Raw genomic sequence first — 13,650 nt, 5'->3', positions numbered from 1 at the left:
TCAGATGCTGCCTATACTGCAAGTTAACCCAGAAGATTTGCCGGCTTACGCTATCGTATGCGGTGATCCACGCCGCGCGGAGACGATTTCACAGAAGCTGGACAATGTAAAAGAGCTTGCATTCGCTCGCGAATATCGGACATTTGTTGGTGAATATCAAGGCGTAAGACTAGCCGTGGTAAGCCACGGCGTAGGTTCGCCAGGAGCGGCGGTATGCTTCGAGGAGCTTATCCGCGGAGGCGTTAAAACACTTATTCGTGTAGGTACAGCGGGATCTTATTCAGCAGATCACCCTGCAGGAAGCCTAATCGTCAGCACAGCTGCAGTTAGAGCGGAAGGGCTCACGCATCAGCTGGTGCCGGCAGGCTTCCCGGCTGTTGCAGACAGCGCGGTTACTGAAGCGTTGTATGCATCTGCGCTTGAGAGCGAAGGCATTGTTAAAAAAGGCATAACGGTAACGCTTGATGTCTTTTTCTCAGGAGTTGTAGACATTCCGCATCGCCAGTACAAACAAGCAGGCGCACTTGCTGTTGAAATGGAAATTGCGGCTTTGTTCGTTATCGCAACGATGCGCGGTGCACGCGCGGGAGCGATTCTCGCACTGGACGGTTACGCAGATTCTGATTTGGCGGGCGAATACGATCCGCATACAGATGTTGTAGCGAAGGCAATCGAGCGTGAGATTGAAACGGCGCTTCTTGCCGTTGTTAAGCTTGCATCCGCGTAACCATACTTGTCTTTAAGTAAGGGGGGCTTCACGTGAGTGGGACGTTGTTTAAGCGAGAATGGCTGAATGGAGATTTTTATCCGCATGTGTTTGCTTATTATTTTAAGCAATGGTCTGATTACGAGATGGCCTTCCACACGCATGATGCAATCGAAATTATGTATGTCATTTCCGGAGCTTGCGGGATAGAGCTGGAAGCAGAGGCAACCAGCCATGCATGTGAAATGACGCTCAAGAAGGGTGATTTCATTATTCTTGATGCGAATGTGCCGCACCGACTGACCGTTGACGAGCGCGGGCCCTGCCGGATGCTTAATGTTGAATTTGATTTTAGGGAACGCCCCTCGGCGTTTCCCTCTATACGGCAGCTTGCGATGGAGGACGAATTTGTGGACAGATTGATCACAGAGCCGTCCTCTTATTTGTTTTTGCGTGATCCGAATGAAGTGTATCAGGTGCTAAAGAGCCTAGTGCTTGAGCTGGACAGCCGAGGCAGGAGCGTCAATATGAAGGCAGAGTTGTTGTTTGCTCAGCTGATCTTGGCGATAGCACGACTTCATAAGGAAGCTGGCGTAAAAGGGGCTAATCCGATCGAAGCATATGTGAAGCAGTCGATTGAATATATGCATCATAACTATGATAGAGATATTCAAGTAAAGGATATTGCTGCAGCAGTAAGCTTGCATCCAGGTTATTTGCATCGTGTATTTCGCGCGCAGATAGGCCAAACGTTAACGGGCTATTTAACGGAGCTCCGGATGGAGAAAGCAAAAATGCTGCTCCGTGAGACGGATATTGCAATAGCGGATATTTGTGATTATGTTGGCGTGGGGAGCAGGCAATACTTTCATGCGATGTTCAAAAAATATACGAAGCAGACGCCAATTGCTTACCGTCACTCGGTCGATACGCAAACATTGGACTTCCGCTGGCAGCGCAATGAATAATACAAAGTGACGATTTCTGACACTATGAATGGCAGTTGGTCACAATATTGATAACGCTTCCGTTTTATCGTTGCTAAAATGTAGAGGAGATTAAACAAACTCTATTTAGACGATAATCGGAGGCTGATTGGCATGTCTACTTTTAAAATTGCATTTATAGGCGCAGGCTCGATTGGATTCACGCGTGGACTGCTGCGGGATTTGCTCGCTGTACAGGAGTTTCAAAACATTGAAGTCGCATTTACAGATATTAATGCACATAACCTGGAGATGGTGACTGCGCTTTGTCAGCGTGATATTCATGAGAACGGCTTGTCGATTTCCATTCAATCGACAACCGATCGGCGCGAAGCTTTGAAGGATGCGAAGTACGTCATTTGTACTATTCGTGTCGGTGGTCTTGAGGCTTTCGCAACGGATGTTGATATTCCGCTCAAATACGGCGTTGATCAATGCGTTGGCGATACGCTCTGTGCTGGTGGCATTATGTATGGACAGCGGGGCATCGCTGAGATGATGAACATTTGCCGTGATATCCGCGAGGTTGCTGCTAAGGATGTTCTTCTGCTCAACTACGCGAACCCGATGGCGATGATGACTTGGGCATGCAACAAGTATGGCGGTGTGCGGACGATTGGTTTATGCCACGGCGTGCAAGGCGGACACTGGCAAATAGCCGAGGCTTTTGGACTGAAGCAAGAGGAAGTCGATATTATTTGTGCGGGTATCAACCATCAGACCTGGTATATCCAAATTAAGCATAACGGTGAGGATCTAACTGGCAAGCTGCTTGAAGCATTTGAGAAACATCCAGACTTCAGTCGCACGGAGAAGGTACGCATTGATATGCTGCGCCGCTTCGGGTATTACAGTACAGAGTCTAACGGTCATTTGAGCGAATATGTCCCTTGGTATCGGAAGCGGCCTGAAGAAATTAATGATTGGATTGATTTGAGCTCATGGATTAACGGAGAAACGGGCGGGTATCTGCGTGTATGCACGGAAGGACGCAATTGGTTCGAGACTGATTTTCCAAACTGGATGAAGGACCCTGCAAATGAATTCAAGTCGGAGCTGCGCAGTCATGAGCATGGTTCATACATCATTGAAGGACTCGAAACAGGACGAATCTACCGAGGTCACTTTAATGTGGAAAACAAAGGGGTTATAGCTAACCTGCCTAACGATGCCATCATTGAAGCTCCAGGTTATGTTGATCGCAACGGCATTTCAATGCCATTCGTGGGCGATCTGCCGCTTGGTGCCGCCGCGGTGTGCAATGTAAGCATCTCTGTGCAGCGTCTTGCTGTAGAGGCAGCCATAAATGGCGACATTAACCTGCTCAGACAGGCTTTTATGATGGACCCGCTAGTTGGCGCAGTTTGCAATCCGAAGGAAATTTGGCAGATGGTCGATGAGATGCTTGTGGCGCAGGAGCAGTGGCTGCCGCAGTATACAGATTCTATCGCAGCAGCCAAGAAACGCCTAGATGAAGGGCCGTTGCTTCCTACGCGTGATTATAAAGGCGCAGCGCGCCTGAAGGTGAAGACGGTTGAGGAAATGCAGCAGGACCGAGATGCCGCAAATAAAAATGCAGGCGAATCGGATAAGGGCAAGGAGCGGGTTTAACGAGGAGCGTATTTCAGCTCCATTGCTTCAAGCCTAGTCCCTGGCGGCGTCCAAGCAGGCGGTCCAAATTTCTTGAGGTAGCCTAGTGTATTGAGGTAGCTCTCTACCGATTGCTCTTCATCCATCTTGCGGAAAATTTCCCAACAAGCGATAACATCATTCAGTGCACGATGACCGCCAATGAGCGGAATGCCATAACGATCGGACATGTCTTTCAGTGTATGCGGATAAACATGCCGCGCGCGGCTAATCGTGAGCGTATCGATGAAGCTGTTCGAAAATGATCTGCCCGCAATGCGAAGCAAGGAATGGTGCAGGAAACCAAGGTCGAAGGCGGCATTATGAGCAATCAAAACGTTATCGCCTATCATTCGGTTCAAAATACGGAATGCGGTGTCCTCGTCCATGCCGTAGGAGGTCATCTCATCCGTGATGCCGGTGAGCTCTGTTATTTTGGCAGACAGCTTGCCATCGTAACGTACGAGAGTACTGAATTCACTCGCTATTTCACCATTCACGCAGCGGATCGCAGCCATCTCAATCACTCGATCCTTCTTCGGATCAAGGCCGCTCGTTTCAAAATCAATGACAGTATAAGAATGATTAGTCATAGTTGGTTCACCACTTTTTCTAGTTATAAGTTGCAATCGTATATGAAATAATTCGACAAAAAAGATAAATAACCTTCATTGTGAACATAAAACGACCCATTACCAGAGCTTAGTTAGCCGGTAATGGGTCGTTTTTGCTTGGATAGATTCAGTTTGCAGACTAGTGGTTATTGCCGGATGCATTGCCTTTTTTGTCGGAAGTTTTTGTCGTTGTATTTTTGGTTGCATGACCTTGCTGCTTCGCCATGGTCGGTTCACCCCCTTCTCAATGTAATGGTTGTATTTTGTGAATGGAGGGGGGAGGCTATTCGCGATTAGGTACGATTAGTATGCTTTTGAAGCGAATGTAAAAATTAACCAGATTAAAACTGTTTAACCGCTATATCTGCCATTTTCAAGTCGGATCGGCAAGTCTAATCATGCGAACAAGGGATATAAACAATGAATACGGTTATTTGATTGCTCCATATGGAAGAATAACGGCTATTTTGAAGGAGTGAGCGCTTTATTGAATCGAGGGTATATGATAGCCATGTGATAAACTAAATAGAAAAGAAAGCGCTTATCAGTTGAGAAGCTACGGGGGATGCTGCAAATGCGGACGGGGTCGAGATTTTGGAGTAAATGGAATGTAATGAAAGGTACGCCGCTTCCGCCAGAGAGCAGACTTAGCAAGGAAGCGATAACGGCTTTAATCATTCATTGTTGCTTTCAGTTTGGCGCATCGATGTCGGGTTTGTTTCTCAATTTATATTTGTGGCGGTTAACGCAGGATTTGACCGTAAACGGAATTTATAACATCATCGTTTTCATCGTAACGCCTCCGGCCTTTGCACTAGGTGGCTGGATTGCGAAGCGGCATGATCGAATGGTCACTTATCGACTAGGTATCGTCATGATTGCCATCTTTTATTTGATGGTCGTCATTGCGCAAGAGCATGTGGCTCAGTATTACATATGGTTTGCTATTTTTAATGGGATCGCCGCGGGGCTTTACTGGACTGGTTATTTAGTTATTCAATATGATGTCTCAACGGAAGCGAATCGCATACGTTTTCTTGCAATCAATATGATTTTCTTTAATGCATCCGGGCTAGCAGGGCCGGCGCTTGCGGGGTTCATTATTCAGCGAAGCGAGGGGCTACAGGGTTACATCATTATTTTCACGCTTGCCTTCATTATGTTCCTTATCGCAGCGATCGTCAGCTTCCGCATTCCGATGATCAAATCACATCACAAAGCCTATTATTTAAAATTTATGGGGCTGGTGATGCATAAGAATCGTCGCTGGCTGAAGGCATTGTACAGTTTTTTTGTATTAGGTCTATTTCAGGGAATTATGCTCTTCCTTCCAAATATTATGCTGTTTCAGACGGTTGGGCGTGAGGATTGGGTAGGTTACTTGGGTGTTTTCTTTTCTTCGCTTACGGTAGCGACGGGTTATGTCATTTCAAGAAAAGCACAGAAGGAGCAAGTACGCAAATATGTGCTCCTGTCTACAACTGGGGTAGCCATCGGTTCATCGCTGCTGCTCATTCAAGTGGAATTTTGGTCGGTTGCCTTATTTATGATTTTGTTCTCGATATGCAATCCACTTGCCGTAAATACACTCACTTCTTATTATTATCGCTTAATCGGGACATTGCCCCTTAAAGGCCAGCTGCGAGTAGAATCCGTTGTTATGCGGGAGCTTTTTCTAAATGCGGGAAGGGTGCTTTCCATTTGCTTGCTCATTATACTTGCTAAAGATCTGCAATCTATATGGATGCCGATTGTGCTGTTTGCCATGGCGGTATTGCAATACATATCGGTATTGCTCATTAAGGAGAAGCAAAACTCGGAGCAAAATTAACAAAAAGCTGGTAATATTAATTATCTTGAAAGAAGAGCCTCGACCGTGGGATGACATGGTTGGGGCTTTTTGCCATGAAGTTCAGGAGCTGTCTGTTAAATCGTAAAAAAGTATTAAGATAATCTTTATGAAATCTTAACGGTTACATTAAGCTCGCTTTAGGCGTCTTCCTTATACTAAGTAGAGTGCAGGGTATCGTACAGGTACCAAGGCAGAAGGAGATGTCACTAAGCTATGACAACAAAAAATCCCGTTATCGATATAAGACAAATATCCAAAATATACGGAAGCAATAAGGCGAATCAGGTATATGCGCTGAACAATATTTCGTTCACGATGCAAGAAGGAGAGTTCATCGGCATTATGGGAGCTTCCGGTTCGGGCAAAACTACACTGCTCAACGTAATCTCGACGCTGGATAATCCAACAGAGGGTACGATTTCAATTGCTGGAACAGATATTACACGAATGAAAGCCCGTGAGCTTTCGGATTTCCGGGCGCAGCGGCTTGGGTTTATTTTTCAAGATTTTAATCTGCTCGACAATCTGACAGTCTATGAGAATATCGCACTTCCCTTGTCCTTGCAGGACGTCCCTGCTGGCGAGATCCGAATCAAAGTGCGTCAAGTTATGGACAATCTTGGTATTACAGCGCTAGCCGAACAATATCCAGCGATGATCTCAGGAGGGCAGCGGCAGCGTACAGCCGCTGCGCGCGCCATCGTTCATGAGCCTGCTTTGCTGCTGGGTGACGAGCCTACAGGCTCGCTTGATTTGAAAAATGCGGTCAGTCTGCTCGAGACGATGAAGCGCCTAAACGAGGAACAGCGAATATCGATTCTCATGGTGACTCATGACGCGTTCAGTGCAAGCTATTGCGGAAGAATTTTATTTATACAGGACGGTCAGCTTGTGAAAGAGCTGTACCGCACGGGCAGCCGTGAATCCTTTTATAAGCAAATTTTGGACGTGCTCGGCGATTATGGTTCGGCAGCTGCCGCTGCTGCATCCGATGAAACTTACGAATCGGAAAGGCAGTGAGGTGAGAACATGCTTATAAAACTAGCTTTATCCGGCATGAAAAGCAAATTCAAAGATTATATCGTGCTGCTTGCTGGACTTGTCATGTCGATAGCCATCTTTTATATGTTCCAGACGATGGCGTGGAACCGCGATTTTACGGAGGCAAATGCAGTTATCAACTCAATTGGGCTCGTCTATATATTAGGTTCGGTACTGCTGTCGGCAATCACTTTTTTCTATATTATTTATGCCAACAGCTTTTTGCTGTCGCTGCGCCAGCGGGAATTTGGACTCTATCTCGTTCTGGGGGCACGCAAAAGTAAAATACGTACTTTAATGTTTATTGAGACGATTGCGCTCGGCATTATTTCACTAGCGGTTGGGCTTGGGCTCGGGTTTGGCTTATCCACGCTTGTGGGGCATCTCATGGCTAAGCAGCTTCAAACGAGTCTTATCGGTTATCATGCCGTATTTGGACCAGCCATTTTATTTACTATCATCTTCTTTACTTGTTTATTTGGACTGTCTGCGATATGGAATCAGCTGAAGCTTTCTCGCATGAAGGTATTGCATCTTGTCCATGGCAATATGCAAGCAGATCGGCTGTGGGGAAGCAGCCCGTGGAAAATTGTACTTAGCATCGTCGGAGCAATTGCTCTCGGGCTCGGTTACTTCTCCCTTACGTTTATGGAGCAGCTGCGGGAGAATGGATTGTATACCGCCACATTCATGACACCGCTCGGAACGTACCTTCTGTTTATGATGCTGCTCCCGCCACTTGTAGTAAGAATGAAAAAGAGGAATCAAACACGTGGAATCCGCGCCTTCACTTTTGGTCAGCTGAGCTTCCGAATTAACGGCTTAACGAAGCTGCTGGCAACAGTAGCGATGCTGATTGCACTAGGAGCTGGTGCAATTGCCGGAGGTATGGCTTTTGTGAATGATGCGAAAATTAGGGGAGAGAGCTACCGCGTTTATGACGCGATCGTGCATAACCCGAATGCGGAAGAAGCAAAGATACTCGCTTCCATTCCGTTCAAGGAACAGTTTAAATATCGCTACAAAATAGAGAATGAAATCGTTTATTATGCGAAAGAGGACCTCGAGAGCCAGCGGCCATTTGTTCATTCGGGGCAGGGCCGCGAGTATTGGGATGAGATAGAACAAATCAAAGGCCCTCTTCCAGCAGGCTCTGAGAGTGATGGAAATAATACGGATACGGAAGAGCTGTCCAGTCAGAAGTGGAGAGGTTTCATCTGGGAGATTTCGCCACCCATAAGTGAGTTCAGGCTTGTTGACGCAGGAGACTTCGCAAAGCTTGGTGCGAAGGAACAGGTCGTTGTGATTGGAAGAACGGGCGACTTCCTCGCTTATAGGATGTCGTGGAAGGCGTTAGACCAGCTGGAAACAGAGAAATCAAATGGGGAGTACCTATCATGGAGCAAGTACAAGAACTATGAGAATGCAATAGGTATCGCTAGCGGTACAGTCTTTATGGGCTTTTTCCTTGGCATCGCCTTTCTTGCTATGATGGCGAGCTGTTTGATGTTCAAAATATTATCAGGTGCAGCGAAGGATGTTCAGCGGTATGAGATGCTCAGCAAGCTAGGGGTAAGGAGAGAGCGGTTATCGCGTTCAATCTATTACGAGCTGTTTCTCGTATTTTTATTTCCTGGCATCGTGGGGCTCGCGCATGTTCTAGTCGGTATGAACCTCTTCTCGTTTATACTAAGTGAGCCTTATTATCGCTTATGGATTCCCATTTCGTTGTTCGCGGCTATCTATGCTGCTTACTATCTATTAACCGTTCGATTGTACCAGAACATCGTGCTGTCTAAGCGGGACAAGGCTGTACATTCAAGGTAACCAAAAAAGGAGCTCTCAGGTTGAATGACCTGAGGGCTCATTATTTTGATAGGACATTACAAATAATTGCCTTTTTTATATTAATTTTATGTATAATAGCGCTTAATACGATTATTGATTGTGGGAGGATCACATGAGAGAAATAGATTATAGTCAATATTTTTGGCAGGATGAGGAGATCAGATTACGAGCGATTCAAGACGCTGACTGGGAAGGGCATTACTACAACCGCTTTGATACGCCAGCTCGGCGCTTATTAGAGTGCACGGTTGAGCTGCCGCCTACGATTGCCGAGGCTAAAAATTTCGTTGAAACTTATGCTGATTTCTCTTCGGATAACAGGCGCATCATGTTTGCGATTGAAAATAGAAACGCTGAAAATATTGGAGGCGTTAATCTAAATAGTATCGATGAGAAAAATGGCACGTTTAGCATTGGCATACAGATCGATAGAGATCACCGAGGCAAGGGATACGGGACTAGAGCGATGAGAATTCTCTTAAAGTATGCTTTTATGGAAAGACGGCTCAATAAGTTTAATGACTATGTACTGGCAGGCAACGTAGGCTCAACAAACATGATGATCAAGCTGGGCTGCCAGCAAGAGGGTGTGCGCAGGAAGGTTATTTACACTAATGGTGAGTATAAAGATCTAATATTATTTGGACTAACGAAGGATGAATTTGTAGAACAGCAGAAAAAAGATCGTTCTGTTTAGGAGGTTTAACAATATGAATATTCGATTGTTCGAGCAAAACGACAGGCAGGATGTAATAAATATATTATCGGAGCATCCGCTGCAATTCCCAGATTTCGTTATTGAAAGATATCCGCCTCGGTGGGCGGACTTCGCCAAAGCTCCAGCGGGTAAAAGCCAATATTATGTAGCCTATAACGATGACAATCAAATTATGGGTCATGCAGGATACCTATTTAATAATGAAGTAGGCCTTTATGAAATCGTAGGCGTAGTCGTGAAAAAGGATTTTCAACGAGCAGGCGTTGGCAAAGCTTTGCTTTCTACCATCTGCAATAAAGTAAACGAGCTGAAAGAGAAGGAAATTATTCTTTATACTTTAGGGCATCCGGGGAATGAAGATACGATAACCTTTTATCAACGGATCGGTTTTGAGGTCAGCCTGTATGAAAAGGACTATTTCAGCAGTGGTTACGATAGAGTCACGTTTATTAAACAATTGAGCTAGTAGATTCGTTGAGTATAAAAAAGTGGGTGATTGCATTCATGATTAACGATGTTGAAGGCTTGATAAGCGTTATGGAAATGGATCGACCAGAAAACCATGGTTTATCATCGAAGTCGTTGCTTGCGTTTTTCACTCAAATCAAGCAATTAAACTTGAAGTTGAACAGCTTTATCTTGATGCAAAGCGGCAAGGCTACTTCCAAGTTTTATCGTGATCCTTATCGTCCAGGCACGCCGCAGCTGTTATTCTCACTTAGCAAAAGCTTCACATCTCTCGCAATAGGCATTGCTTGTGACGAGGGCCTGTTGGATTTAAGGGACAAGGTTATCTCTTTTTTTCCTGATAATCTGCCTCCCGTGATTTCGGACAACTTGGCTGAAATGACTATTCACCATCTGCTATCGATGAATGCCGGCCATAATTACAATATTTACGGAAGCGTTGCGGAGCAAACGGACTGGGTTAAAGCCTATTTAGCAATGGAAGTAGAGCATAAGCCAGGAACCTATTACCGTTACAGTACACATTCTACCTATATGTTGTCTGCTATCCTTGAGAGAGTAACAGGTCAAAAGTTAACCGAATATTTAATGCCTCGTTTGTTTATGCCTCTAGGCATATCATCCGCTTCTTGGGAAACCTGTCCGCTTGGCGTCGTTGCTGGGGGAATGGGACTAAGTATTCCTACTGAAGGGATAGCTAAGTTTGGGCAAATGCTGCTAGACAAAGGCATATTTAATGGCCAGCGAATCGTTTCAGAGAAATACATTTCACTCGCCACCAGCCTGCAAAGCGATACATCGCGAGACGAAGAGCGCATCGATTTTTCCCAAGGTTATGGGTATCAATTTTTTCTATGTCGTGATGGCTGTTATATGGGAAATGGCGGGTATGGGCAGTTATGTTTTGTGTCGCCCAAACATCAGGTTGTCATTGCGGCAACATCGAGCTTCTCTTCCATGAAACAGCTTCAAACCATGCTAGATTTAGTGTATGAACATATTCTCATGCAAATAGACATGGATATCCACTTTGAAGATGGTGAACAAAAAACAGATTTAGATCAGCATCTCTTGAAAGTGGCTAATCCGTTCATACCAGCATTAAGTGAGCCTAGCCCTATTCGCTTAGATGATCTTCGTTTTTCATTCAGGGCTAATAAACAAGGACTCACTGAGCTTCATTTTGCAGCAAGCGGGAACGAATTTCAGTTTAAGTTATTTTTTGGCGAACAGAGTGTGAAGACGTATCCTTTTAACTTCAGCACCATAAACCATTCAATCGATCATTTTGTGAAAGATTTGGAAACACATGATCAGGAGGTGGTTACTCAGGCTTGTTGGATAGACTGCAATCAACTATCTCTTACATTGATCTACATAGAAACTCCGTATGTGATAACCTATTCCGTTTGCTTTTATGATCATAAAATAGAACTTAAATGTACTCATAATGTGTCATTTGGTTTTGATGCGTACGAATTAATTGGTGTACAGGTTTAGTGTTGTGACAGCATAGCTATGCGCTTTAGCGTACATTCAGAGAGGATGCCAAGCGGCGTCCTTTTTTCATACATACAGGAATAAAAAAATATAAACTTACCGAACGAACGGAGTTTAGCGACCAATATCATATATTACACAATGTGAGGTGAGTTCTTTTTGACAGCAGAAATCAATCGTCGGATTGAGCAGGTATTAGGAGGAAATCTGGAGGCATTTTCCGATAGTTATAATACAATAAAGCGAGGTAGGAATAAGGAGATGTGGGCAGTAATATAATCATCTTGACTTAAAAAAACATTTTGAGTATAATTCCAATAAATTGAATATTCTAACAAAAGCTGCGATGAGAAAGAGTACCAAGGCGATGTCTTTTTACAGAGAGCCCCGGTTGCTGAAAAGGGGTAAAGAATAACTTTGGGAATATGGTCTCTGAGCTGCGCATCGAAACCTCATATGGTTGTAGGCTGCGCCGGAACCCGCACCCGTTACTGTGCTAGGGTATACATGCATAAGCATCGTACCTGAAGAGGTTAATGTCGCAAGGCATTAATAAAATTGGGTGGTACCGCGTGAGCACAGCTCTCGTCCCTTTGGGATGAGGGCTTTTTTGTTTGTCAAAAAAAGGAGGAATTATGATGACAAATGTGTTTATTGGCGGTGCTTGGCCCTATGCGAACGGTTCATTGCATTTGGGAAGATTGGCGAGTGTATTGCCAGGGGATGTGTTGGCACGTTATTACCGCGCAAAAGGAAATAAGGTATTGTACGTATCTGGAAGTGACTGCCACGGTACACCTGTTGCCGTGCAAGCAATTCAAGAAGGTGTTTCTCCGGGAGATATTGCAGATCGATTTCATCAGGAATTTGCCGAATGCTTTAAACAGCTTGGGTTTACGTATGATTTGTATACTCGAACAGACCAGCCATTTCATCACCAAGTCGTTCAACAGTTATTTTTGACACTTTTAGAAAAAGGACATTTATATAAAAAAACAATCCAACAAACGTATTGTGAAACAGACCAACGATTTTTACCGGATCGCTATGTTGAAGGGATTTGCCCTGTTTGCAGCAACCGTGCGAGAGGCGATCAATGTGATTTTTGTTCAACCTTGCTTGACCCAGCCGACCTGACAGACAAGACATGCAAGATTTGCGGGAATCCTCCAATTGAGCGGCCAACGGAACATTATTATCTTGCACTCTCTTCCTTCCAAGCTGAATTGACTAAGTATGCAAATAAAACAAAAGGTTGGAAAGAAAATGCAGTACAATTAACGCAAAGATATCTTGCAGAGGGGCTTCAAGATCGAGCGGCGACAAGGGACTTAGATTGGGGCGTGGAGGTTCCGGTTGCAGGGTTCGAAGATAAAAAAATTTACGTCTGGATTGAAGCAGTGAGCGGATATTTATCGGCAAGCAAGCAGTGGGCTGCTGAAACAGGCGGCAGCTGGGAGTCCTTCTGGAAGGACGGAAAAGAGGAAATAACCGCTTATTATGTACACGGCAAAGACAATATCCCTTTTCATACACTGATATGGCCGGCTGTACTTCTAGGCGCTGAGGATTATCATTTGCCTGATCGAATCATCTCTTGTGAATACATGACGCTGGAAGGGAAAAAGTTTTCGACAAGCAATAATTGGGCGGTTTGGGTGCCGGACATTTTGAAGCGTTATGAACCAGACTCTATTCGTTATTTTCTGATCGCAAACGGTCCTGAGAAGCGGGATACTGATTTTTCATGGCGAGAATTTATTTATAGTCACAACGGAGAGTTGCTCGGCGCATTTGGCAATCTAGTCAATCGTACGCTAGCGTTTGTAAATAAATCTTTTGAAGGAAACGTTCCTGAAAGCAAGCAGAACGCGGAATGGATGAAAGCCATTGCTTCTTTATATGTCGAGTCAGGTGCATGCATTGAAGATGGGCGACTAAAGGAAGCGATTGAGTTAATTTTTGCTACTATTCGCAGAGCAAACAAGTATTTTGATGAACAAAAGCCATGGATTCAGATTAAAGAAAATCGAGAGGCTTGTGCTTATTCAATAAACACTTGCGTGCAAATTATAGCGAATCTTTCTCAATTGTTGACCCCGTTTATTCCTTTCTCATGCGAGAAAATAAGAAGGTTTCTAACTCTTCCTGAGCCTAGCTGGGAGTTCATTACTGTAGCTGCTAATCAAAAAATTCAAGGTTTAGAGCTGTTGTTTGAGCGTATTGACGTTGGTTGCATTGAGGAAGAAACAAATGCGCTAAAGATTCAATCCAAAAGGGAGTGAGCC

General features: G+C 44.7%; 11 protein-coding genes and 1 other annotated feature. Of the genes, 10 read left to right on the top strand and 1 reads right to left on the bottom strand.

Annotated features, from left to right (window positions below):
- The first annotated feature begins 4 nt into the window (after positions 1-4).
- From BK120_RS28005 to melA, 3 genes are all read left to right on the top strand, one after another.
- Entirely contained in the window at positions 5-727 is a 723-nt protein-coding gene (locus BK120_RS28005) for a nucleoside phosphorylase (RefSeq protein ID WP_076270795.1), read from the top strand.
- A 32-nt stretch (positions 728-759) separates the two neighbouring features.
- On the top strand, positions 760-1,674 hold the full coding sequence (locus tag BK120_RS28000) for an AraC family transcriptional regulator (protein WP_076270794.1): 915 nt from the start codon (positions 760-762) through the stop codon (positions 1,672-1,674).
- 132 nt (positions 1,675-1,806) lie between these two features.
- On the top strand, positions 1,807-3,303 hold the full coding sequence (melA, locus tag BK120_RS27995; RefSeq protein ID WP_076270793.1) for an alpha-glucosidase/alpha-galactosidase: 1,497 nt from the start codon (positions 1,807-1,809) through the stop codon (positions 3,301-3,303).
- On the opposite strand, the gene BK120_RS27990 is transcribed toward melA, so the two are convergent.
- Positions 3,300-3,914 (bottom strand): 3'-5' exonuclease, encoded by a 615-nt coding sequence (locus BK120_RS27990; RefSeq protein ID WP_076270792.1) that lies wholly within the window; start codon positions 3,912-3,914, stop codon positions 3,300-3,302. The two genes, melA and BK120_RS27990, sit on opposite strands and share 4 nt — an antisense overlap.
- Positions 3,915-4,509: 595 nt before the next feature.
- Between BK120_RS27990 and BK120_RS27985 the strand changes: the two genes are divergently transcribed.
- The 7 genes from BK120_RS27985 to metG all read left to right on the top strand — a co-directional run bounded on the left by BK120_RS27985 (position 4,510) and on the right by metG (position 13,647).
- Complete coding sequence (locus tag BK120_RS27985; protein ID WP_256711048.1) at positions 4,510-5,766, top strand: MFS transporter; 1,257 nt, start codon at positions 4,510-4,512, stop codon at positions 5,764-5,766.
- A 234-nt stretch (positions 5,767-6,000) separates the two neighbouring features.
- Positions 6,001-6,807, top strand: a complete 807-nt coding sequence (locus BK120_RS27980) for an ABC transporter ATP-binding protein (protein ID WP_076270790.1) — start codon at positions 6,001-6,003, stop codon at positions 6,805-6,807.
- Positions 6,808-6,816: 9 nt separating this feature from the next.
- Positions 6,817-8,655 carry an FtsX-like permease family protein gene (locus BK120_RS27975; protein ID WP_076270789.1) on the top strand — a complete coding sequence of 613 codons (1,839 nt, stop codon included), beginning with the start codon at positions 6,817-6,819 and terminating at the stop codon, positions 8,653-8,655.
- 133 nt (positions 8,656-8,788) lie between these two features.
- The gene (locus BK120_RS27970) at positions 8,789-9,373 is read left to right on the top strand and encodes a GNAT family N-acetyltransferase (RefSeq protein ID WP_076270788.1); all 585 of its coding nucleotides are present in this window, start codon (positions 8,789-8,791) and stop codon (positions 9,371-9,373) included.
- 13 nt (positions 9,374-9,386) lie between these two features.
- A complete protein-coding gene (locus BK120_RS27965; RefSeq protein ID WP_076270787.1) occupies positions 9,387-9,860 on the top strand; it encodes a GNAT family N-acetyltransferase in 474 nt (157 codons plus the stop codon).
- A 38-nt stretch (positions 9,861-9,898) separates the two neighbouring features.
- Positions 9,899-11,362, top strand: a complete 1,464-nt coding sequence (locus tag BK120_RS27960; protein ID WP_144376878.1) for a serine hydrolase domain-containing protein — start codon at positions 9,899-9,901, stop codon at positions 11,360-11,362.
- A 334-nt stretch (positions 11,363-11,696) separates the two neighbouring features.
- Positions 11,697-11,958 (top strand) — a binding site (T-box leader).
- Between the two features lie 42 nt (positions 11,959-12,000).
- Positions 12,001-13,647: a methionine--tRNA ligase gene (gene metG, locus BK120_RS27955; RefSeq protein ID WP_076270786.1), complete on the top strand. Its 1,647-nt coding sequence runs from the start codon at positions 12,001-12,003 to the stop codon at positions 13,645-13,647.
- The last annotated feature ends 3 nt before the right edge of the window (positions 13,648-13,650 follow it).

The organism is Paenibacillus sp. FSL A5-0031 (assembly GCF_001956295.1).
Taxonomy (GTDB): domain Bacteria; phylum Bacillota; class Bacilli; order Paenibacillales; family Paenibacillaceae; genus Pristimantibacillus.
Note: the sequence above shows the minus strand (reverse complement) of the source record. Positions and strands in the feature narration are given on the sequence as shown.